The organism is Streptococcus oralis, assembly GCF_001578705.1.
In the GTDB taxonomy this organism is placed as follows: Bacteria; Bacillota; Bacilli; order Lactobacillales; family Streptococcaceae; genus Streptococcus; species Streptococcus oralis_J.
In genome coordinates, this window is the sequence record NZ_KQ969037.1 from 110,157 (window position 1) to 131,207 (window position 21,051).

Annotated in this window: 20 protein-coding genes and 1 pseudogene; 16 read left to right on the top strand and 5 right to left on the bottom strand. The window is 42.2% G+C overall.

The window, feature by feature from the left end:
• The first annotated feature begins 12 nt into the window (after positions 1-12).
• Positions 13-2,319 (top strand): DNA translocase FtsK, encoded by a 2,307-nt coding sequence (locus SORDD05_RS00500; protein ID WP_081102433.1) that lies wholly within the window; start codon positions 13-15, stop codon positions 2,317-2,319.
• Between the two features lie 43 nt (positions 2,320-2,362).
• Here the strand turns inward: SORDD05_RS00500 and SORDD05_RS00505 are convergent, their stop codons facing one another.
• Entirely contained in the window at positions 2,363-2,791 is a 429-nt protein-coding gene (locus tag SORDD05_RS00505; protein ID WP_061416520.1) for a DUF6556 family protein, read from the bottom strand.
• A gap of 137 nt (positions 2,792-2,928) precedes the next feature.
• Here SORDD05_RS00505 and SORDD05_RS00510 point away from each other — a divergent pair, with 137 nt between their 5' ends.
• From SORDD05_RS00510 to SORDD05_RS00555, 10 genes are all read left to right on the top strand, one after another.
• Positions 2,929-4,071, top strand: coding sequence for a cysteine desulfurase family protein (locus SORDD05_RS00510; RefSeq protein ID WP_061416522.1), 1,143 nt, complete (start codon positions 2,929-2,931; stop codon positions 4,069-4,071).
• A gap of 8 nt (positions 4,072-4,079) precedes the next feature.
• Positions 4,080-5,294: a tRNA uracil 4-sulfurtransferase ThiI gene (gene thiI, locus SORDD05_RS00515; RefSeq protein WP_061416524.1), complete on the top strand. Its 1,215-nt coding sequence runs from the start codon at positions 4,080-4,082 to the stop codon at positions 5,292-5,294.
• A gap of 136 nt (positions 5,295-5,430) precedes the next feature.
• Positions 5,431-6,255 carry an alpha/beta hydrolase gene (locus SORDD05_RS00520; protein WP_061416527.1) on the top strand — a complete coding sequence of 275 codons (825 nt, stop codon included), beginning with the start codon at positions 5,431-5,433 and terminating at the stop codon, positions 6,253-6,255.
• Positions 6,256-6,275: 20 nt separating this feature from the next.
• On the top strand, positions 6,276-7,016 hold the full coding sequence (locus SORDD05_RS00525) for an esterase family protein (protein ID WP_000546816.1): 741 nt from the start codon (positions 6,276-6,278) through the stop codon (positions 7,014-7,016).
• Between the two features lie 12 nt (positions 7,017-7,028).
• A complete protein-coding gene (locus SORDD05_RS00530; RefSeq protein WP_061416529.1) occupies positions 7,029-8,195 on the top strand; it encodes an ATP-grasp domain-containing protein in 1,167 nt (388 codons plus the stop codon).
• A 157-nt stretch (positions 8,196-8,352) separates the two neighbouring features.
• On the top strand, positions 8,353-9,222 hold the full coding sequence (gla, locus tag SORDD05_RS00535; RefSeq protein WP_061416531.1) for an aquaglyceroporin Gla: 870 nt from the start codon (positions 8,353-8,355) through the stop codon (positions 9,220-9,222).
• Between the two features lie 123 nt (positions 9,223-9,345).
• Positions 9,346-10,071: a CppA N-terminal domain-containing protein gene (locus tag SORDD05_RS00540; RefSeq protein ID WP_061416533.1), complete on the top strand. Its 726-nt coding sequence runs from the start codon at positions 9,346-9,348 to the stop codon at positions 10,069-10,071.
• A complete protein-coding gene (locus tag SORDD05_RS00545) occupies positions 10,068-11,003 on the top strand; it encodes a serine hydrolase domain-containing protein (protein ID WP_061416535.1) in 936 nt (311 codons plus the stop codon). The genes SORDD05_RS00540 and SORDD05_RS00545 overlap by 4 nt, the downstream gene beginning before the upstream one ends.
• Before the next feature lie 10 nt (positions 11,004-11,013).
• The gene (locus tag SORDD05_RS00550; RefSeq protein ID WP_061416537.1) at positions 11,014-11,925 is read left to right on the top strand and encodes a DMT family transporter; all 912 of its coding nucleotides are present in this window, start codon (positions 11,014-11,016) and stop codon (positions 11,923-11,925) included.
• 144 nt (positions 11,926-12,069) lie between these two features.
• Positions 12,070-12,828 carry a CPBP family intramembrane glutamic endopeptidase gene (locus SORDD05_RS00555; RefSeq protein WP_061416539.1) on the top strand — a complete coding sequence of 253 codons (759 nt, stop codon included), beginning with the start codon at positions 12,070-12,072 and terminating at the stop codon, positions 12,826-12,828.
• Between the two features lie 48 nt (positions 12,829-12,876).
• Here the strand turns inward: SORDD05_RS00555 and SORDD05_RS00560 are convergent, their stop codons facing one another.
• Positions 12,877-14,160: a uracil-xanthine permease family protein gene (locus tag SORDD05_RS00560; RefSeq protein WP_061417770.1), complete on the bottom strand. Its 1,284-nt coding sequence runs from the start codon at positions 14,158-14,160 to the stop codon at positions 12,877-12,879.
• A 284-nt stretch (positions 14,161-14,444) separates the two neighbouring features.
• On the bottom strand, positions 14,445-15,158 hold the full coding sequence (rsmG, locus tag SORDD05_RS00565) for a 16S rRNA (guanine(527)-N(7))-methyltransferase RsmG (RefSeq protein ID WP_061416541.1): 714 nt from the start codon (positions 15,156-15,158) through the stop codon (positions 14,445-14,447).
• 93 nt (positions 15,159-15,251) lie between these two features.
• On the opposite strand from rsmG, the gene SORDD05_RS00570 reads away from it, so the two are divergent.
• Both SORDD05_RS00570 and htpX read left to right on the top strand, forming a co-directional pair.
• Positions 15,252-15,812 (top strand): LemA family protein, encoded by a 561-nt coding sequence (locus SORDD05_RS00570; RefSeq protein ID WP_061416543.1) that lies wholly within the window; start codon positions 15,252-15,254, stop codon positions 15,810-15,812.
• 1 nt (position 15,813) lies between these two features.
• Entirely contained in the window at positions 15,814-16,713 is a 900-nt protein-coding gene (htpX, locus tag SORDD05_RS00575; protein WP_061416545.1) for a zinc metalloprotease HtpX, read from the top strand.
• A gap of 44 nt (positions 16,714-16,757) precedes the next feature.
• Here the strand turns inward: htpX and SORDD05_RS00580 are convergent.
• Positions 16,758-18,318 (bottom strand): annotated as a pseudogene (locus SORDD05_RS00580) (ATP-binding cassette domain-containing protein).
• Positions 18,319-18,649: 331 nt separating this feature from the next.
• Positions 18,650-18,979 carry a hypothetical protein gene (locus SORDD05_RS00585; protein WP_061416547.1) on the bottom strand — a complete coding sequence of 110 codons (330 nt, stop codon included), beginning with the start codon at positions 18,977-18,979 and terminating at the stop codon, positions 18,650-18,652.
• Positions 18,980-19,135: 156 nt separating this feature from the next.
• Between SORDD05_RS00585 and SORDD05_RS00590 the strand changes: the two genes are divergently transcribed.
• The 3 genes from SORDD05_RS00590 (at position 19,136) to pyrR (ending at position 21,038) form a co-directional block, all read left to right on the top strand.
• Positions 19,136-19,678 carry a YceD family protein gene (locus tag SORDD05_RS00590; protein WP_061416549.1) on the top strand — a complete coding sequence of 181 codons (543 nt, stop codon included), beginning with the start codon at positions 19,136-19,138 and terminating at the stop codon, positions 19,676-19,678.
• Positions 19,679-20,308 carry an endonuclease III gene (nth, locus tag SORDD05_RS00595; protein WP_061416551.1) on the top strand — a complete coding sequence of 210 codons (630 nt, stop codon included), beginning with the start codon at positions 19,679-19,681 and terminating at the stop codon, positions 20,306-20,308.
• A gap of 208 nt (positions 20,309-20,516) precedes the next feature.
• Positions 20,517-21,038 carry a bifunctional pyr operon transcriptional regulator/uracil phosphoribosyltransferase PyrR gene (gene pyrR, locus SORDD05_RS00600; RefSeq protein ID WP_061416553.1) on the top strand — a complete coding sequence of 174 codons (522 nt, stop codon included), beginning with the start codon at positions 20,517-20,519 and terminating at the stop codon, positions 21,036-21,038.
• Positions 21,039-21,051 lie beyond the last annotated feature (13 nt).

Here is a 21,051-nt window from a genome sequence, read left to right on the forward strand (position 1 = left end):
TATAATAGAAGAATGGCAAACAAGAATACTACAAAGACAAGACGAAGACCGTCTAAAGCAGAACTCGAAAGAAAACAGGCTATTCAGAGGATGTTGATTTCCTTAGGAATTGCCTTATTATTGGTCATTGCTGCCCTAAAACTCGGTGCGGCTGGTATCACCCTTTATAATCTCATTCGACTGGTGGTCGGGAGTTTAGCCTATGTGGCCATTGGTGCCCTTCTCATTTATCTTTTTCTATTTAAATGGATCCGCAAGAAAGAGGGACTTCTGTCAGGATTTCTCTGTATCTTCGCTGGCTTACTCTTGATTTTTGAGGCCTACTTGGTATGGAAATATGGCTTGGAGCAGTCAGTTTTAAAAGGAACCTTGGCTCAAGTTCTGACGGACTTGACTGGTATGCGAGTGACTAGCTTCGCTGGTGGAGGCTTACTTGGTGTTGGACTCTATATCCCCATTGCCTTTCTTTTCTCAAATATCGGCTCCTACTTTATTGGAGTTCTTTTGATTCTAGTTGGGGCACTCTTGGTTAGTCCTTGGTCTATTTATGATGTTGCAGCCTTTATTGGAGCTCAGTTCAGATCGTTTATGGCAAAACAGGAACAGAGAAAACAGGAACGCTTCATCAAGAGAGAAGAAGAGAAGGCTCGTCAAGAAGCTGAAGAAGCTGCCAGAATTCAGAGAGAACAAGAAGAACAGGATGCACTACCGCTTCCTCCTGTAGATCCTGAAACGGGAGAAATCTTATCAGAAGTACCAGACTACGATCTCCCACCAATTCCTGGGGAGGAATGGAGTGAACCGGAGATTATCCTCCCTCAAACTGACTTTGACGTTCCAGATGTGGAAGAAGACTTTGAGGATGAAGAGGTGCAGGTTGATTTTTCTGCCAAAGAAGCCCTCGAATACAAGCTGCCAAGCTTGCAACTCTTTGCGCCAGATAAACCCAAAGATCAGTCCAAGGAAAAGAAGATTGTTCGAGAAAATATCAAAATCCTAGAAGAAACCTTTGCCAGCTTTGGTATCAAGGTAACGGTTGAACGGGCTGAAATTGGACCATCAGTTACCAAGTATGAAGTCAAGCCAGCCGTTGGGGTACGGGTTAACCGCATTTCCAATCTAGCAGACGACTTAGCGCTAGCTCTAGCAGCTAAGGATGTTCGGATTGAAGCTCCGATCCCTGGAAAATCCCTAGTTGGAATTGAAGTGCCCAACTCTGAGATTGCGACCGTTTCCTTCCGTGAACTCTGGGAACAGTCTCAAACAAAACCAGAAAATCTCCTTGAAATACCTCTAGGTAAGGCTGTCAATGGAACTGCTCGCACCTTTGACCTTTCCAAAATGCCCCACTTACTTGTTGCAGGTTCGACAGGATCAGGGAAGTCAGTCGCAGTTAATGGCATTATCGCTAGCATTCTCATGAAGGCAAGACCCGACCAGGTCAAGTTTATGATGGTCGATCCTAAGATGGTTGAGTTGTCTGTTTACAATGATATTCCCCATCTCTTGATTCCAGTTGTCACCAATCCACGCAAGGCCAGCAAGGCTCTCCAAAAGGTCGTGGATGAGATGGAAAACCGTTACGAACTCTTTGCTAAGGTTGGAGTGCGAAATATCGCTGGTTACAATGCTAAGGTCGAAGAATTTAATAGCCAGTCTGAGTACAAACAAGTACCCCTGCCTTTGATTGTTGTCATTGTGGATGAGTTGGCTGACCTCATGATGGTGGCCAGCAAGGAAGTGGAAGATGCCATCATCCGTCTCGGACAGAAGGCGCGTGCTGCAGGGATTCACATGATTCTCGCAACGCAGCGGCCATCGGTTGATGTTATCTCTGGTCTTATCAAGGCCAATGTCCCGTCTCGTGTGGCTTTTGCAGTTTCTTCAGGTACAGATTCACGAACTATCTTGGATGAGAATGGCGCTGAAAAACTGCTTGGTCGAGGAGACATGCTCTTTAAACCAATTGATGAAAATCACCCAGTCCGTCTGCAAGGATCCTTTATTTCGGATGATGATGTTGAACGCATCGTAAACTTCATCAAGGATCAGGCGGATGCGGACTACGATGAAAGCTTTGACCCAGGAGATGTTCCTGAAAATGAAGGAGATGTCTCTGACGGTGAAGCTGGTGGCGATCCGCTCTTTGAAGAAGCTAAGGCTCTGGTTATCGAGACGCAGAAAGCCAGTGCTTCGATGATTCAACGTCGTTTGTCGGTTGGATTTAACCGTGCAACCCGCCTTATGGAAGAACTTGAAATGGCAGGTGTTATCGGTCCAGCTGAAGGAACCAAACCGCGAAAAGTATTGCAACAATAAAAAATAGCTTCTTTCCAAAGCTGGAAGGAAGCTATTTTAGTGGTTATTGATTGCTTTTGTTTTCGGAACTAGTCGTTTTGGACGAGTTTCCACTATCAGTTGTTTCTTTTGTTGAGGAAGGTGTAGAAGAATCCTGAGTTGTTGTTTTCTGTTCTTCTTTTTTCTCCTCTTTCGTGTTGGATTGAGGAGTTTCTTCTTGCGGGGTATTTTCTTTAATAGAAGTGTTGTCCTTGTTAGGTGTAGTATTTTCCTGAGGGGATTCTTTTTGAATTTCCTTGACAACAGTTGTTTGAGTTGTCGTTGGTTCTTTTTTGTTGTTTTTGTTATTATCCATAGCGTTCATGATGGTAATAGTAGCGGTAATTAGGCCAAGGATACTACCGATGGTAGCAATCGTTTTTTGAAAGACAGTAAATCCCTTTTTGATGTGTTCTGTTTTTGATTTATTAGAAGTTCTACGATAGTTAGACATGATACTCTCCTTTGATTATGATTTATTATACCTCATTTCTTTAAAAAAATCTTAAAAAAAGAGAAACCTCCCTTTCTTGTCGCAGGTCTCTTTTCGTGATACAATAGAAGGAGTGATTTTAGAAAGCGTGAGAAAACATGATCTACTTTGATAATTCGGCGACAACTAAGCCTTATCCTGAAGCACTTGAAACTTACATGCAGGTCGCTTCAAAAATTGTAGGAAATCCGTCTAGTCTCCATCGTTTGGGAGATCAGGCAACACGAATTTTAGATGCTTCCCGGCAGCAAATTGCAGATTTGATTGGCAAGAAAAGTGATGAAATCTTCTTTACCTCAGGTGGAACAGAAGGAGATAACTGGGTCATCAAGGGTGTGGCCTTTGAAAAAGCCCAGTTTGGCAAGCACATTATTGTGTCAGCTATTGAACATCCAGCAGTCAAGGAATCAGCCCTTTGGCTTAAAAGTCAAGGTTTTGAGGTGGATATTGCCCCAGTTGATAGCAGAGGATTTGTGGATGTTGAGGCTCTAGCGAATTTGATACGACCTGATACGACTCTCGTCTCCATCATGGCAGTTAACAACGAAATTGGCTCTATCCAACCTATTGAGGCTATTTCGAAACTGTTAGCAGATAAGCCGACCATTTCCTTCCATGTTGATGCGGTTCAGGCACTCGCTAAGATTCCGACTGAAAACTATCTGACAGATCGAGTGGATTTCGCAACCTTTTCGAGTCATAAGTTTCATGGTGTCCGAGGTGTTGGCTTTGTCTATATCAAGTCTGGTAAGAGGATCATGCCTCTTTTAACAGGTGGCGGTCAAGAGGGAGACTATCGTTCGACAACTGAAAATGTAGCAGGAATTGCAGCGACAGCCAAGGCTCTCCGTTTGGCTATGGAAAAGTTAGATATCTTTGCTAGTAAGACAGGGCAGATGAAGGCAGTCATTCGCCAAGCCCTTCTGGATTATCCGGATATTTTTGTCTTTTCAGACGAGGAAGACTTTGCCCCTCATATCCTGACTTTTGGGATTAAGGGTGTTCGTGGAGAAGTCATCGTTCACGCCTTTGAAGACTATGATATTTTCATTTCCACAACCTCGGCTTGTTCGTCCAAGGCAGGAAAACCTGCGGGTACCTTGATTGCCATGGGAGTGGATAAAGATAAGGCCCAGTCAGCTGTGCGCCTAAGTCTAGATCTGGAAAATGATATGAGTCAGGTCGAGCAGTTTTTGACCAAGCTAAAATTAATTTACAATCAAACTAGAAAAGTAAGATAGGAGCATTCATGCAGTATTCAGAAATTATGATTCGCTACGGAGAGTTGTCAACCAAGGGCAAAAACCGCATGCGTTTCATCAATAAACTTCGCAATAACATTTCGGACGTCTTGTCCATCTATCCCCAAGTTAAGGTAATCGCTGATCGCGACCGTGCTCACGCTTACCTCAATGGAGCTGACTACACAGCAGTGGCAGAATCACTTAAACAAGTCTTCGGGATTCAAAACTTTTCTCCCGTTTATAAGGTCGAAAAATCTGTTGCGACGCTTAAGGCTGCTGTCCAAGAGATTATGCAGGACATCTACAAGGAAGGCATGACCTTTAAGATTTCTAGTAAGCGTAGCGACCACAACTTTGAACTCGACAGTCGTGAACTCAACCAAACACTTGGTGGAGCTGTATTCGAAGCTATTCCAAATGTCCAAGCTCAAATGAAAAATCCTGATATCACTCTTCAGGTGGAGATTCGTGAGGAAGCTGCTTATCTTTCTTATGAAACCATTCGTGGAGCAGGTGGTTTGCCTGTGGGTACTTCTGGTAAGGGTATGCTCATGTTGTCAGGAGGGATTGACTCGCCTGTAGCAGGTTATCTAGCCCTTAAACGTGGAGTAGATATCGAGGCGGTTCACTTTGCTAGCCCACCATACACGAGCCCTGGCGCTCTCAAAAAAGCCCAAGATTTGACCCGTAAATTGACCAAGTTTGGTGGCAATATCCAATTTATCGAAGTGCCTTTTACTGAGATTCAAGAGGAAATCAAGGCCAAGGCACCAGAAGCTTATTTGATGACTCTAACTCGTCGCTTTATGATGCGCATTACCGACCGTATCCGTGAGGTACGAAATGGTTTAGTTATCATCAATGGGGAAAGTCTTGGTCAAGTAGCGAGCCAAACTTTGGAAAGCATGCAGACTATCAACGCTGTGACCAACACTCCTATCATTCGTCCTGTAGTTACTATGGACAAGTTGGAAATCATTGATATCGCTCAGGAAATTGATACCTTTGAAATTTCTATTCAGCCTTTTGAGGACTGCTGTACTATTTTTGCGCCTGACCGTCCTAAGACCAATCCTAAGATAGAAAATGCTGAGCAGTATGAAAAACGGATGGATGTCGAAGGTTTGGTTGAGCGAGCAGTAGCAGGGATTATGATTACTAAGATCACACCTCAAGCTGAAAAAGATGAAGTCGATAACTTGATTGATAATCTCCTCTAATCAGAAAAACCAGAAGAATTTAGAATATTAAATGAAAAAAGTTAGTTATTTATCCTTAAAATGGACATTTACTGACTTTTTTTCTATTTTTATGGTATAATGAGATAAAATTTTGAATATAGAGAGTTTTCTGACAATGAATCATTCCTACTTTTACTTAAAAATGAAAGAACACAAACTCAAGGTTCCTTATACAGGAAAAGAGCGTCGTGTGCGTGTTCTTCTGCCTAAGGATTACGAGAAAGACACAGACCGTTTTTACCCTGTTGTTTATTTTCATGACGGGCAAAATGTCTTTTACAGCAAGGAATCCTATATTGGACACTCTTGGAAAATTATTCCAGCCATTAAGCGGAATCCTGATATCAGTCGCATGATTGTCGTTGCTATTGATAATGATGGTATGGGACGGATGAATGAGTATGCGGCTTGGAAGTTTCAAGAATCTCCTATTCCAGGGCAGCAGTTTGGTGGTAAGGGTGTGGAGTATGCCGAGTTTGTCATGGAGGTGGTCAAGCCTTTTATCGATGAAACCTATCGTACCAAAGCTGATCGCCAGCATACTGCTATGATTGGTTCGTCACTAGGAGGCAATATTACTCAGTTTATCGGACTGGAATACCAAGATCGAATTGGTTGCCTAGGTGTATTTTCATCTGCTAACTGGCTCCACCAAGAAGCCTTTAACCGCTACATCGAGCGTAAGAAATTGTCGTCTGATCAGCGCATTTTCATTTATGTAGGAACAGAAGAAGCAGACGATACGGACAAGACCTTGATGGCTGGCAATATCAAGCAAGCTTATATCGACTCATCGCTTCGCTATTACCATGATTTGATTGCAGGTGGAGTAGGCTTGGATAATCTTGTCTTGAAAGTTCAGTCTGGTGCCATCCATAGTGAGATTCCATGGTCGGAAAATTTACCAGACTGTCTCCGATTTTTTGCAGAGAAATGGTAAGTTAAGAAAGGAGAAAGCCAATGCATATTGAAAACCTCAGCCACTGGAGTGGCAATCTTAATCGTGAAATGTACCTCAACCGTTATGGACATGCTGGGATTCCAGTTGTTGTTTTTGCTTCATCTGGTGGCAGTCACAATGAATACTATGATTTTGGCATGATTGATGCCTGTGCTTCCTTTATCGAGGAAGGGCGTGTCCAGTTCTTCACTCTATCCAGTGTGGACAGTGAGAGCTGGTTGGCTACTTGGAAAAATGGTCACGACCAAGCAGAGATGCATCGTGCCTACGAACGCTATGTGATTGAGGAAGCCATTCCTTTTATCAAGCATAAGACAGGTTGGTTTGATGGCATGATGACGACAGGTTGCTCGATGGGGGCCTACCATGCACTCAATTTCTTCCTCCAGCATCCAGATGTCTTTACCAAGGTGATTGCTCTCAGCGGCGTTTACGACGCACGTTTCTTCGTTGGCGATTACTACAATGACGATGCTATTTACCAAAACTCGCCAGTAGATTATATCTGGAATCAAAACGATGGATGGTTTATCGACCGTTACCGTCAGGCAGAAATCGTCGTTTGTACGGGCCTTGGTGCTTGGGAACAAGACGGTCTACCATCTTTCTACAAGCTCAAAGAAGCCTTTGACCAGAAACAAATTCCAGCCTGGTTTGCTGAATGGGGACACGATGTCGCCCACGACTGGGAATGGTGGCGTAAACAAATGCCCTATTTTCTTGGACACCTGTATCTATAAAAGGAGTTGCCTATGAATTATCTTGTTATTTCTCCCTACTATCCGCAAAACTTCCAACAGTTTACAATCGAGTTAGCTAATAAAGGCATCACAGTCTTGGGAATTGGTCAGGAGCCTTACGAACAACTAGATGAACCTTTGCGCAATAGCTTGACCGAGTATTTCCGTGTGGACAATCTTGAGAACATAGACGAAGTCAAACGTGCAGTTGCCTTTCTTTTCTACAAGCATGGTCCAATCGACCGCATCGAGTCCCACAATGAATACTGGCTTGAGCTAGACGCAGCACTTAGAGAACAATTCAATGTCTTTGGTGCCAAACCCGAAGATCTTAAAAAAACCAAGTTTAAGTCTGAGATGAAGAAACTCTTCCAGAAAGCAGGTGTACCTGTGGTACCTGGTGCTGTTATCCAGACGGAAGCAGATGTGGATAAAGCAGTGAAAGAAATCGGTCTACCAATGATTGCCAAACCTGATAATGGAGTGGGAGCGGCCGCAACCTTTAAACTTGAAACAGAAGAAGATGTAAATCACTTCAAGGCTGAATGGGACCATAAAACCGTTTATTTCTTTGAAAAATTTGTCACTTCTAGCGAAATCTGTACCTTTGATGGGTTAGTGGACAAGGACGGCAAGATTGTCTTTTCAACGACTTTTGACTACGCCCACACACCACTTGATCTCATGATTTATAAGATGGACAATTCCTACTATGTGCTCAAGGATATGGATCCAAAATTGCGTAAGTATGGTGAGGCCATAGTCAAGGAATTTGGAATGAGAGAACGCTTTTTCCATATCGAATTCTTCCGTGAGGGAGATGACTATATCGCCATTGAGTACAACAATCGTCCTGCAGGTGGCTTTACCATTGATGTTTACAATTATGCCCACTCTTTTGATCTCTACCGAGGTTATGCGGCGATTGTCGCAGGAGAAGAGTTCCCAGCATCAGAATTTGAACCTCAATACTGTTTAGCTACATCACGTCGTGCCAATGCCAACTATGTTTATTCAGAAGAGGACCTTCTTGCCAAATACAGCCAGCAATTCAAGGTCAAAAAAATCATGCCAGTAGCCTTTGCAGAGCTACAAGGGGATTACCTTTATATGCTGACAACTCCAAGCCGTCAAGAGATGGAGCAGATGATTGCAGACTTTGGTCAACGTCAAGAGTAAGGAATAGGATGAAAGGAGTTTGACTTCTTTTGTCCTTTTCTTAAAGATACGTTAAATAAAGCGTTTTCCATAGATTCTTTTAGAAAATCGGTTGCTAAAAGGCCTAAAAATTGATAGAATAAGGATTGTCTAAAAAAAATTAAGGAGAATCTATCAAATGGATTTTGCATGGGCTATTAAATATGCCACTGAATTTTTGGGAACTGCTATTTTGATCATTCTTGGAAATGGTGCAGTTGCCAACGTTGAACTTAAAGGTACGAAAGGTCACCAAAGTGGCTGGCTCGTTATCGCTGTTGGTTATGGTATGGGGGTTATGATCCCAGCCTTGATGTTCGGTAACGTTTCTGGTAACCACATCAACCCAGCTTTCACTCTTGGACTTGCTGTTAGCGGGCTTTTCTCTTGGGATCAAGTACCGTTTTACATCCTTGCGCAAGTTTTGGGGGCAATTTTTGGTCAAGCTTTGGTTGTAGCGACTCACCGTCCATACTACTTGAAAACAGAAAACCCAAATAATATCTTGGGTACCTTCTCAACGATTTCAAGCATCGACCACGGTACAAAAGAATCACGTTTCGCAGCAACGGTTAACGGCTTCCTAAATGAGTTTGTAGGTTCATTTGTTCTTTTCTTTGCAGCGCTTGGTTTGACTAAAAACTTCTTCGGTGCTGAGGTTCTTCAATACATGAAACAAATGGCTACTCAAGCTGGTCAAACTGTTGACTTAGGTGAATTGGCAGTAAAAGCTCAAGTAGCACCACACACAGCTGCTGGACTTTCAGTTGCTCACTTGGCACTTGGTTTCCTAGTGATGGCTTTGGTAACTTCACTTGGTGGACCTACTGGACCTGGTTTGAACCCGGCTCGTGACTTCGGACCACGTCTTCTTCACGAACTCCTTCCAAAATCAGTTCTTGGTCAACACAAGGGTGATTCAAAATGGTGGTATGCATGGGTTCCAGTTGTAGCACCAATCGCAGCTGGTATTGCAGCAGTAGCAGTCTTTAAACTACTTTACCTATAATAAAATGAAACTGGGGAACCCCAGTTTTTTTATCGGAAATTTTTGTAAAAAATTCTAGAATTTAAGTGGAATAGCTTGTAAAAAATCCTAAAATCCTTTAAAATAAAAGAGTTGGAGGAAGCTATGAATGCAAATCAAATGATACAAATTATTCCGACTTTGAAGGTCAATAACCGAAAATTAAATGAAAAATTTTACATTGAAACTCTTGGGATGAAGCCCTTATTAGAAGAATCTGCTTTCCTTTCACTTGGTGACCAAACAGGTGTTGAGAGGTTGATTCTCGAAGAGGCTCCCAGTATGCGAACTCGGAGAGTTGAAGGGCTTAAGAAACTAGCTAGACTCTTGGTAAAAGTTAAGAATCCTTCTGAAATTGAGGATCTTCTTTCACAGATGGAGTCTCTTCCTCGCCTATTTAAAGGAAGCCGTGGTTATGCTTTTGAGATTGTTTCTCCTGAACAGGATGTGATTCTTGTTCATGCGGAAAATGATATAAGAGATTTGGTTCCACTGGAAACTGTTCCTGAATTTTCTTCAAATAAAAGTATAAAATACTTGAGTCAATTTGAGATTTCTATGGAGTTGCGTTTTCCTGAGGGGACGGAGAGTATACTTGATCCCGAAGTAGTAGCCAAGACAATTAGCTTTACCAAAGGGGAAGGTCCAGATTTGACTGTTGAAAACAATGTTACCTGGGACTTGTCTATGCTGAAATTTTTAGTAAAGAATTTTGATTTAACTAGTCTTCGTCATAAATTCGAAAAGATAGGCTATTTTGTTCCCAAGTCTGAAAAATTCTTCCTTGGTAAAGATACCAATAATATCGAATTGTGGTTTGAAGAAGCATGAAGTGGGAAAAAATTCTAAGAAAAATAGAAGATCAAATTGAGGCAGGGGTCTATCCCGGGGCCTCTTTTGCGTATTTTAAGGATGGTGAATGGAAAGAGTCTTATCTGGGCTTGAGTGATCCAGAACGGGGCTTAAAAACAGAGTTGGGACTGGTCTATGACCTAGCTAGTGTGAGTAAGGTTGTGGGAGTGGGAACAGTCTTTACCTTCTTGTGGCAACAAGGTAAATTAAATATTGACCGACCAGTGACAGATTTTCTGCCTGAGTGTGATTACCCAGATATCACTATTCGTCAACTCTTGACCCACGCAACAGATCTAGATCCTTTTATTCCTAACAGAGATCAGTTAAGCGCTGAGGCATTAAGAGAGGCCATGTTTCACCTGAATAGACGTAGTCAGCCTACTTTTCTATATTCGGATGTTCACTTTTTACTCTTAGGCTTTCTTTTGGAAAAAATCTTTGAACAAGACTTGGATCAGATTATAGAAGAACAAGTTTTGGAACCATGGGGGATGAAGGAAACGATGTTTGGCCCCGTTGAGTTTGCTGTACCAACAGTGAGAGGAGTGGAAGTCGGAAACATCCACGATCCCAAAGCTCGTCTTTTGGGCAAACACGCTGGAAGTGCAGGTTTGTTTTCAACTATCAATGATTTAAAAATTTTTCTGGAGCATTACTTGAAAGATGATTTTGCTGCAGACTTGAGCCGGAATTACTCTCCCTTAGATGATAAAGAGCGTTCGCTAGCTTGGAATCTGGAGGGAACCTGGCTCGACCATACGGGCTATACAGGTACCTTCATCATGTGGAATCGAGAGAAACAGGAAGCCGCTATCTTTTTATCCAATCGAACGTATGAGAAGGATGAGCGTGCCCAGTGGATAATCGATCGAAACCAAGTCATGGATATGATTCGTAGGGAAGAGTAGGGGGGAAAGCATGTCAAAAAACGTAAAAGGAACGCTATTCACAGTAGTTGCAGGCATTGCTTGGGGCTTGTCTGGAACCAGTGGTCAATACCTGATGGCACACGGGATTTCCGCTCTAGTCTTGACCAATTTGCGACTTATCATTGCAGGCTTGACACTAGTGTTCTTATCCTACGTGACCGCAAAGAATAAACTCCTATCTTTTTTAAAAGACAGAAAAAGTCTCTTATCTCTGCTGTTATTTGCCTTGTTTGGACTTTTCTTAAACCAGTTTGCCTATCTTTCTGCCATTCAAGAAACCAATGCTGGAACGGCGACAGTTCTCCAGTATGTATGCCCCGTTGGGATCTTGGTTTATACTTGTATCAAGGACAGGGTGGCACCAACTCTGGCTGAGATTGTTTCGATTGTTTTAGCAATTGGAGGAACTTTTCTTATCGCGACGCATGGGGAACTTGACCAGTTGTCTGTCACACCTGCTGGTCTTTTCTGGGGACTCTTTTCTGCCTTGACCTATGCCCTTTATATCATTCTTCCTATCACTTTGATTAAGAAATGGGGCAGTATTTTGGTGATTGGTGTTGGAATGGTTATTTCTGGTGTAGGGGCTATTCCCTTTACAGGGGTTTTGCAGGCCAGTATACCGACCAGCTTGGATTTTCTTTTTGCATTTGTTGGCATTATCATTATTGGCACAGTATTTGCCTACACAGCTTTTCTAAAGGGAGCTAGTCTGATAGGACCTGTTAAGTCCAGTTTATTGGCTTCCATAGAGCCCATCTCAGCTGTTTTCTTTGCTTTTCTGATTATGAAGGAGCAATTCTACGCGATTGATTTTGTCGGTATGGCTATGATTTTACTTGCGGTAACCATCATTTCTTTGAAAGATTTGCTGCTAGAAAACAAACGGAAGATTGAATGAGAAACTAGTTACTCGTAAAAAGTGGTTGGTTTGAATATCCTATCGAAATATTGATTACGGATAAGGAATAGGAGTGGAATTTTATAAAATTTTAAGTTTCTTTTCTTACAATAAACCAATCTTTAACTGCTAGAAGGAGGAGATATGAAGATTTTACAAAGCATTCACCCAACTAAGCCCCTGCGCTACTTGAGATGGTTTGACATTTTGATTATCACAGTTCTAATGTTTGGCCTGTTTACCATTCGGTCAACGGAGCTCTTTTTAGCAAGTATGTTTCCGACAGGTTTGTCAACTACAATGAATACGGCAAGTGATACTGTCGGCGAAGGAGCGGCCTATTCGAGCAACTTCACTCTGCAAGTGATATTTCTGACCTTGACCTTGCTTTACCTTTTGATTCGGAATTATGATTTCAAACAACTTCCTATTCGTTGGACCTGGTCCCTTCTCTTTTGGGTTCCATTTATATTTGCCATTGTGGGATTGTTTGGAGACTTGGTGACGACACTAACTGGTGAATACAATTACTTTAATCCAGCCCTTTTTGCCCACATAGATCCCATGGAAGTTATACGGAAATTCCTAGTGCTTAGTCCGATAGCAATTGCCTATGCCTTGCTAAATGGCTTCTATGAAGAGTTTTTCTTTCTAGGGTTGTTGACCTCAGTGAAAGAAAAGCACAAGTGGAGGGTTTTGTTTTATTCTACCATTATTCGGATTTCTTTTCACACTTATCAAGGATTAGTATGGGCGCTGGTTATTGGTGTAGTTTATGGCTTATTCTATTATTTTTTATACAAGTATAAGGTGAAAAATCTCCTCCCGTTCTTTCTCATGCATGCTCTGGCAGACATGTTTGGGTCTAGTCTCATGTATCTCCTGATTGCCTGGGGAAGGTAAGAATCAGAAAAATCCACTCAATTGAGTGGATTTTGTGTGTATAGATGACTAGTCTTTATTTTCGTATGGTAAGATCAAGTTTAAGATGATACCTGTCATAGCTGATAGGGCAGTACCTGAAAGGGTAACTGGTCCTACTTTGAGGATGGCTCCACCAAGCCCAAGAACCAACATAGCACTAGCAATGATGAGGTTACGCATTTGACTGAAGTCAACACGTTCCTTGATCAAGACTTTCAAACCGTTGCTGGCGATAACTCCGTAGAGAAGGATGGACATCCCACCAAGTACAGCACTTGGGATTGTTGAGATCAAGGCAGTGAATTTACCAAGGAAGCTAAGTGCAATTGCGATAAAGGCTGCGTTACGGATAACAGAGACAGAAGCGATACGGGTCATTCCGATAACCCCTGTATTTTCACCGTAAGTCGTATTAGCTGGTCCACCGAGGAAAGCAGATACAGATGTTGCAATACCGTCACCGAGAAGTGTACGGTGAAGACCTGGTTCTTTCAGGAACTGACGGCCACAGATTTGGCTTAAGACGGTATGGTCACCGATGTGTTCTGAAATGGTTACGATAGCGATTGGCAAGATAGCGATTGTTTCAGGACCAAAGTAGAGGTTGTACTCTTTAAAGGCTCCGCCTGTACTAAATGGTAAGTAGAAACCAGGGATTTCAAACCAGTTAGCTTCTAGGACTGGTGTAAAGTCAACCAAACCAAGTATCATAGCGAAGATATAACCACCGATAATGGCAAAGAGGAAAGGAATGATACGAAGGAAGCCTTTTCCTTTTGTATTGATAAAAGCAGCAATCAAGAACGTAACAACAGCTACAAGTGCATTTTTCCAATTTCCATCTGCTACAAGTCCAGCATTCGTTACAGCAGAACTAGCAAGACCAAGACCGATAACGATGATCATAGGTCCGATAATGATTGGTGGTAAGAGTTTATCGATCCATTTTGTACCTGCAAAACGAACACTTGCTGCTACAAGGACATAGACCAAACCAGTCAAGATAACCCCAGTTTGAGCGGCCGATACATCCCCACCCATCTCTTTCATAGCTAGAGACATGGCCGTGATAAAGGCGAAGGATGATCCGAGATAAACTGGAACTTTAAAGCCAGTTGATATCATGTAGATGAGTGTACCAACGCCTGATGCAAAAAGGGCAACAGATACAGGCATTCCCAAAATTAAGGGAACGAGAATGGTTGCACCAAACATGGCAAAAACGTGCTGGAAGCTTAGAAGAATGCCTTTACCAGCTGAAGGACGTTGATCAACGTCTAGTAACAAGTCAACAGTTGATTCCTGTTTCATAAAAACCTCACTTTTGGGCATCAAAAAAGAGCCCATTATTTTACAGCAACAGGCTCTTAGAGTAAGACTTCTTTAAAGAGAGGGGTATCTCATTAAAGAATTTCATATATTTCTGCGTCTTCGTCACCTCACGGGATGACATTAAAAACCTTTGCTTAGGATAGTATAGCAGAAAAAATTCGTTTTGTAAACGAATTTTTCCCGAGCCTAGAAATGTAAGAGCGAGAAATGATTTTGTAAATCATTTTTACTCAACTTTAAACAAGGGCGCGCTATTGATAGGATTAAAGAGGGCGTTTGTTGGGCATGCCAGCCTTTCTTGGGTACTTGTTAGGCGTCTCCTTTTTCTTTTCGACGACTGTGATATAGCGTGGATCTCCATTTGGCAGGGCATAGCTGAGGTTGTCCTCTACCTTACTAAAGAGGAGGTTGAGGGCATTCTTGGCTTCTAGCAATTCCTCAGGAGCATTGCTGGCCTTGAGTGCCAATAGTTTTCCACCGACTTTAAGATAGGGAATGGTCAGCTCAGACAAGACCTGCATGCGAGCAACCGCACGAGCCGTCACCATATCAAAATGAGCACGGAAGTTCTTGTCTTGGGCAAAGTCTTCAGCGCGTCCATGGTAGAAGTGAACACCATCCAAATCCAACTCCTGAGCCAAAAGCTGAAGGAAGTTGATGCGCTTATTTAGCGAATCAATGATGGTCACATCTAGCTGAGGATAGAGGATTTTCATAGGAAGACTAGGAAATCCTGCCCCAGCTCCGATATCAAGAAGTTTGATAGTTTCATTTGAAATTAAACCTTGCAGGATGGGAGCAATCGAATCATAAAAATGTTTGAGATAAACTTCTTCTTTGTCTGTGATAGCTGTTAAATTAATCTTTTCATTCCACTCGACCAAGAGTTCAAAATACCGTTCAAATTGGTTCTTTTGCTGGTCAGAAAGTGGAAGATTTTGCTCAGCCAGTAGGCTGTAAAATGTTTCTGGTTTCATAGTTTTTTCCTTCTCTAGTATCATCTTATTTTACCATATTCATTAAAATTTTGATATACTGGTATTAATCTAAAAGCAGAAAGGAATAAGATTATGACTTGGATTATTCTTGGAGTTTTGGCTCTGATTGTTATTTTTGTGATTGTTAGCTATAACGGTTTGGTTAAAAATCGTATGCAGACAAAGGAGGCTTGGAGCCAGATCGATGTTCAATTGAAGCGTCGTAATGATCTCCTCCCAAACTTGATTGAAACAGTCAAAGGCTATGCGAAATATGAAGGTTCTACTTTGGAAAAAGTAACAGAACTTCGTAGACAAGTAGCCGCAGCAACGTCACCAGCTGAAGCTATGAAGGCCAGTGATGCCCTTACTCGCCAGATTTCTGGTATCTTTGCATTAGCAGAGAATTACCCAGACTTGAAAGCTAGTGCTAACTTTATCAAATTGCAAGAAGAGTTGACAAATACAGAAAATAAAATTTCATACTCCCGCCAACTCTACAACAGTGTTGTCAGCAACTACAATGTAAAACTTGAAAGCTTCCCAAGTAACATCATCGCAGGACTATTTGGCTTTAATGCTGCAGACTTCCTTCAAACACCTGAAGAGGAAAAGGCAGTTCCTAAAGTTGACTTTAGCGGTTTAGGTGACTAAGATGTTGTTTGATCAAATTGCGAGCAATAAACGAAAAACCTGGATTTTGTTGCTGGTTTTCTTCCTACTCTTGGCCTTGGTTGGTTATGCGGTTGGCTATCTCTTTATGCGTTCAGGTCTTGGCGGCATGATTATTGCCTTGATTATCGGCCTTATCTACGCTCTGACCATGATCTTTCAATCGACAGAGATTGTCATGTCTATGAATGGGGCGCGTGAGGTTGATGAGCAAACAGCACCAGACCTCTACCATGTAGTAGAAGATATGGCCATGGTCGCTCAGATTCCCATGCCACGTGTTTTCATCATTGAGGATTCTTCTTTAAATGCCTTTGCAACAGGTTCTAATCCGCAGAATGCCGCAGTAGCAGCCACTTCGGGTCTCCTAGCCATCATGAACCGTGAGGAGCTAGAAGCTGTTATGGGTCATGAAGTCAGTCATATCCGAAACTACGATATTCGCATTTCGACCATTGCTGTAGCGCTCGCTAGTGCCATTACCCTTCTATCTAGTATGGCTGGTCGTATGATGTGGTGGGGTGGTGCAGGTCGAAGACGGAGCGATAATGATCGTGATGGAAATGGTCTAGAGATTATCATGCTTGTCATCTCTCTCTTAGCCATTGTTCTAGCACCTCTCGCTGCAACCTTGGTACAACTAGCTATTTCACGTCAGAGGGAATTTTTGGCGGACGCATCCAGTGTGGAGCTGACTCGCAATCCTCAAGGGATGATCAATGCCTTGCGTAAGTTGGATAATAGCGAGCCAATGCACCACCATGTCGACGATGCCAGCAGCGCTCTTTATATCAATGATCCCAAGAAAGGTGGCGGACTTCAAAAACTCTTTTATACCCACCCACCTATCTCAGAACGGATCGAACGCTTGAAACACATGTAAAAAAATCCAGAGAGATTTCTCTGGATTTTTGCTATGTTCAACATTTATAAATCTTGTAAATCAACGACTTCCAAACCATTTTCTGTCAAACGATAGATACTCGTACAGACCTCTTTTAAGAAGCGTCTGTCATGCGAAACAGTGATCAGACCGCCGGGATAAGAGGCAAAGAGTTTTCTTATTTCGGGTTGAGAAGTGGGAGAAAAATTACGTGTAGGCTCATCCAGAAGGAGAAAGTTTGGTTTGCGCAACACTAAATCCAAAAGTAGGAGTTTACCCTGTTGCCCGCCAGATAGGGAGCGGATTTGGTGGTGCATCTCTGGATAGCTGAAATTGAGACTAGCTAGGTGAGATTGGATTTTCTGTAGTTCCTCTTTTTCCCCAGTTTTGCTGAGATAGGCTACTGGAGATAAATCCAATTGCAGTTTTTTATGGTAATCTTGTGGTATAAAACCAAGCGAAATTTCTCTTTTGGCGCTGAGCAGTTGTTGCAACTTGGCTAGCAGAGTCGATTTCCCAATACCATTAGGCCCGATGATACCGATTTTATCTTGGCCACGGATAGTTAGTTGAAGTCCTTGAGTTAAAACTCGGTCGCCAATGGACAAATTTTCCTTTTCCAGTCGGATTAAGACTTTAGAAGCTGGTAATGGTTGTATATCTGAGAAGAAAAGTTGGATTTGTTCTTCTTCAAGCGGCTTTTGGGTCATGGACTGAGCTGCCTTTTCGTAGCGCTTTTCTTGAGAGAGAACATTTTTCATCTTCTTGGCCAGTAGGCGCCCAGCAACATCATTTTTAGTGTTACGTAAGGCAGTTTCTACATTTTGCTTGACGCGACGATGCTTTTCCATGGTTTTGTCATAGGCTCTCTGGTCGTTAGCAGCTTGCTGACTTTGTCTGGCAAAATTAGCTTTTCTCTGCTCACTATAGCGATCATAGTCTAAATGCTCGACTAGCGTTTCTGCTTCTTTCCGGTGCTTGACCAGTCGCAAGTGGACAATAGTATCTGCCGTATGAGAAAGAAAGTCTTCATCATGGGAAATGAAAATAACGGTTTGCCTAAGCTTTTGAATCTGACCTTTTAGCCAATCAACCGTCTCAAGATCCAGATCATTTGAAGGTTCATCTAAAAAAAGAATCTCAAAGGGTTTGGCTAATTCATGGATGAGTTGAATTTTCAAAGCTTCGCCCCCCCGAGAGGCTCCCAATCTCTTGGTCACTAGCAAAACGGTCGCTGTCAAAATGCAACTCCTCAGCCAAGCGGTAGAGGATACTGTAGTCTAAATCAGCAGAATCCAAAAAGAAGTAGTCATGTAGAGTTTTCTTTTTCAGGTCACCAGCTAGTTTTTGAGGAATGTAGGCCAGTGCTTGACAATCAGACTGGATGTCTCCCTTGATAGTGAAATCAGGCAATGCTTCTCCCATTAAAGCTCGTAGCAAGGTTGATTTGCCGTTTCCTTCTTCACCAATAATAGCAACCTTTTCCCCGTCTTGGATAGTCATGGTTAGGTTAGAAACAAGATCTCGTAGATCTTTGTTTTGTGTGATGGTCAGGTGATTGATTTTTATCATATTGTTGCCCTTTCTAGAATGTCCATAGTGCATAACAAAAAGCTCTACTTTACCTAGTAGAGCCCAAAGTCACTGTCAAAAACTCTATCATCCTAGTTGAAAAGCTCGTCAAACTAGCTTGGAGCTGCCTAACCCAACCCAAGAGGAGCATAGCTTTCTAGTTTTTTGATTTTCAATGAGGATAAAGTACCAGAAAATCCAGTACAAAAAGAGCACACAAAAAGAGACAAAAACAAGATCTACTAAATAAAGGTTCTTTATTTGATAGATTAGTTGTTCATGTCTCCCTTACCTCCGAGTATTAGTACCTCTATCCTATACCTTTTAGGAAATTTTGTCAATAGTAAATCCAAAATTATAAACTCTAAAATCCGAAAACAGGTCCATAGAGATTCAGCACGTGTTTGACATGCTGGTAATGGAACTTGTCATAGTTGCGCCAAGCAGTGCGTGTTTGCTCATTCAGTTTTAGACTACCCAGTCCAATCAGAAGACTGGTACGTTGGTAAAATTTTTCAAGGTCGATTAAGATACTGTTGTCAAGCTTTTCCGCTTTTTTAAGTTCCTTGAGAGTGCTGTTCAGCAGTTCTTGTAGACGGAAATCATCGGCTGTACCTTGTTTGCAACTTTGGTAGCTTTTATTTAACTCGGAAAGGAGTTGGTGAGCTTCAGTGATGAGTGCTTTGTCTTCCATATGAGCATCCTCCTTGCTTGCCTATAGTATAGCACTAATCAAAAATATGTCATAGTAAATATGTTAAAAAATTCGAATTTTAATTACAAAGTTTGGAGTGCTGACTTGTAGCCTTTTCATGGTATAATCAAGTGAGTAAATCTTTATGGAGGAAATATGAAGTTAAACATTCAAGAAATTCGTAAGCAGCCTGAAGGCCTACACTTTGAACAAGCTTTAGACCTGGCAGCAGACTTGCGTAAACGGAATCAAGAAATTTTAGATGTCAAAGATATACTTGCTGTTGGGAAGGTGCAGTACGAAGACCGTCTGTATTTCTTAGATTATCAGCTATCTTATACCATTGTTCTTGCTTCCAGCCGCAGTATGGAGCCAGTTGAGTTGGAGGAGTCTTATCCAGTGACAGAGGTCTTCATGGAAGGAGCAACCAACCAACTGGATCAAGAAGTTTTAGACGATGACTTGGTCTTGCCTATCGAAAATGGGGAAATCGACCTTGCTGAGAGCGTTTCCGATAATATCTTGCTAAATATTCCAATCAAGGTCTTAACAGCAGAAGAAGAAGCTGGTCAAGGTTTTGTGTCTGGAAATGACTGGCAAATCATGACTGAGGAAGAATACCAAGCCCAACAAGCAGTCAAGAAAGAAGAAAACAGTCCATTTGCTGGCTTGCAAGGACTGTTTGATGGAGACGAGTAGATGGTTTTATCCAAGAAACGTGCCCGTCATGTCATTGAGGAAATAATTGCCCTCTTTCCAGATGCTAAACCCAGCCTTGATTTTACCAATCATTTTGAACTCCTGGTTGCGGTGATGTTGTCAGCTCAGACAACAGATGCTGCAGTCAACAAGGCTACGCCAGCCCTCTTTGCAGCTTTTCCAACGCCTCAAGCCATGTCTGTCGCGACTGAAAGTGAAATTGCCTCACACATTTCCCGCCTAGGACTTTATCGAAATAAGGCCAAGTTTCTAAAAAAATGTGCCCAACAGCTACTAGATGATTTTGATGGTAAAGTCCCTCAGACTCGCGAGGAATTAGAAAGTCTAGCGGGTGTTGGACGCAAAACAGCAAATGTCGTCTTGAGCGTGGGCTTTGGAATTCCAGCCTTTGCAGTGGATACTCATGTTGAGCGTATCTGTAAGCATCACGATATCGTTAAAAAATCAGCTACGCCCTTTGAAGTAGAAAAACGTGTCATGGATATTCTGCCACCAGAGAAATGGTTGGCAGCCCATCAAGCCATGATTTACTTTGGACGGGCTATCTGTCATCCAAAAAATCCAGAATGCGATCACTATCCCCAATTATATGATTTTAGTTCGTTATAAGATGAAAATTTTATGTTTTTTTCTTGCATTGCTCCTTTCTTTGTGATATAGTAATAACAATAAAATATTCCTTTAAACCTGTCCCGTGAGGCAGGCAAGGAGTCGGATCAATAGATAGCAGAAGTCTATACTCTTTACAGTAGGGCTGGCTTGGCTATACATTCTGAAGTCTCCTTGTTAAGGAGACTTTTCTTTTTGGAGGTTTGTCATGAGGACAAAAGAAGTTGTAGACGAATTGACCGTCAAACGAGCGATTACTCGGATTACCTACGAGATTATTGAGCGAAACAAAGATTTGAATAAAATCGTTTTGGCTGGTATTAAAACGCGAGGTGTTTTTATCGCTCGTCGTATCCAAGAACGCTTGGAACAGTTAGAAAATATCGCTGTTCCAGTGGTAGAACTAGATACTAAACCTTTCCGTGACGATGTCAAAAGTGGAGAAGATACCTCTGTAATCTCTGTTGATGTGACAGATCGGGAAGTCATCTTGGTGGACGATGTACTCTACACTGGTCGGACTATCCGAGCTGCTATTGACAATATTGTTAGCCATGGTCGCCCTGCTCGTGTGAGTTTGGCAGTCTTGGTTGATCGTGGTCATAGAGAACTTCCAATCCGTCCGGACTATGTTGGAAAAAACATCCCAACCAGTCGTTCTGAAGAAATTATCGTAGAGATGACAGAACTAGATGGACAAGACAGAGTACTAATCACAGAACAAGCCTAAAACACTAAAAGGA

Bases quoted from the DNA above. Each gene is read 5' to 3' on its own strand.
- SORDD05_RS00500 (WP_081102433.1), top strand. From the start codon at position 13: ATGGCAAACAAGAATACTACAAAGACAAGACGAAGACCGTCTAAAGCA.
- SORDD05_RS00505 (WP_061416520.1), bottom strand. From the start codon at position 2,791: ATGTCTAACTATCGTAGAACTTCTAATAAATCAAAAACAGAACACATC.
- SORDD05_RS00510 (WP_061416522.1), top strand. From the start codon at position 2,929: ATGATCTACTTTGATAATTCGGCGACAACTAAGCCTTATCCTGAAGCA.
- thiI (WP_061416524.1), top strand. From the start codon at position 4,080: ATGCAGTATTCAGAAATTATGATTCGCTACGGAGAGTTGTCAACCAAG.
- SORDD05_RS00520 (WP_061416527.1), top strand. From the start codon at position 5,431: ATGAATCATTCCTACTTTTACTTAAAAATGAAAGAACACAAACTCAAG.
- SORDD05_RS00525 (WP_000546816.1), top strand. From the start codon at position 6,276: ATGCATATTGAAAACCTCAGCCACTGGAGTGGCAATCTTAATCGTGAA.
- SORDD05_RS00530 (WP_061416529.1), top strand. From the start codon at position 7,029: ATGAATTATCTTGTTATTTCTCCCTACTATCCGCAAAACTTCCAACAG.
- gla (WP_061416531.1), top strand. From the start codon at position 8,353: ATGGATTTTGCATGGGCTATTAAATATGCCACTGAATTTTTGGGAACT.
- SORDD05_RS00540 (WP_061416533.1), top strand. From the start codon at position 9,346: ATGAATGCAAATCAAATGATACAAATTATTCCGACTTTGAAGGTCAAT.
- SORDD05_RS00545 (WP_061416535.1), top strand. From the start codon at position 10,068: ATGAAGTGGGAAAAAATTCTAAGAAAAATAGAAGATCAAATTGAGGCA.
- SORDD05_RS00550 (WP_061416537.1), top strand. From the start codon at position 11,014: ATGTCAAAAAACGTAAAAGGAACGCTATTCACAGTAGTTGCAGGCATT.
- SORDD05_RS00555 (WP_061416539.1), top strand. From the start codon at position 12,070: ATGAAGATTTTACAAAGCATTCACCCAACTAAGCCCCTGCGCTACTTG.
- SORDD05_RS00560 (WP_061417770.1), bottom strand. From the start codon at position 14,160: ATGAAACAGGAATCAACTGTTGACTTGTTACTAGACGTTGATCAACGT.
- rsmG (WP_061416541.1), bottom strand. From the start codon at position 15,158: ATGAAACCAGAAACATTTTACAGCCTACTGGCTGAGCAAAATCTTCCA.
- SORDD05_RS00570 (WP_061416543.1), top strand. From the start codon at position 15,252: ATGACTTGGATTATTCTTGGAGTTTTGGCTCTGATTGTTATTTTTGTG.
- htpX (WP_061416545.1), top strand. From the start codon at position 15,814: ATGTTGTTTGATCAAATTGCGAGCAATAAACGAAAAACCTGGATTTTG.
- SORDD05_RS00585 (WP_061416547.1), bottom strand. From the start codon at position 18,979: ATGGAAGACAAAGCACTCATCACTGAAGCTCACCAACTCCTTTCCGAG.
- SORDD05_RS00590 (WP_061416549.1), top strand. From the start codon at position 19,136: ATGAAGTTAAACATTCAAGAAATTCGTAAGCAGCCTGAAGGCCTACAC.
- nth (WP_061416551.1), top strand. From the start codon at position 19,679: ATGGTTTTATCCAAGAAACGTGCCCGTCATGTCATTGAGGAAATAATT.
- pyrR (WP_061416553.1), top strand. From the start codon at position 20,517: ATGAGGACAAAAGAAGTTGTAGACGAATTGACCGTCAAACGAGCGATT.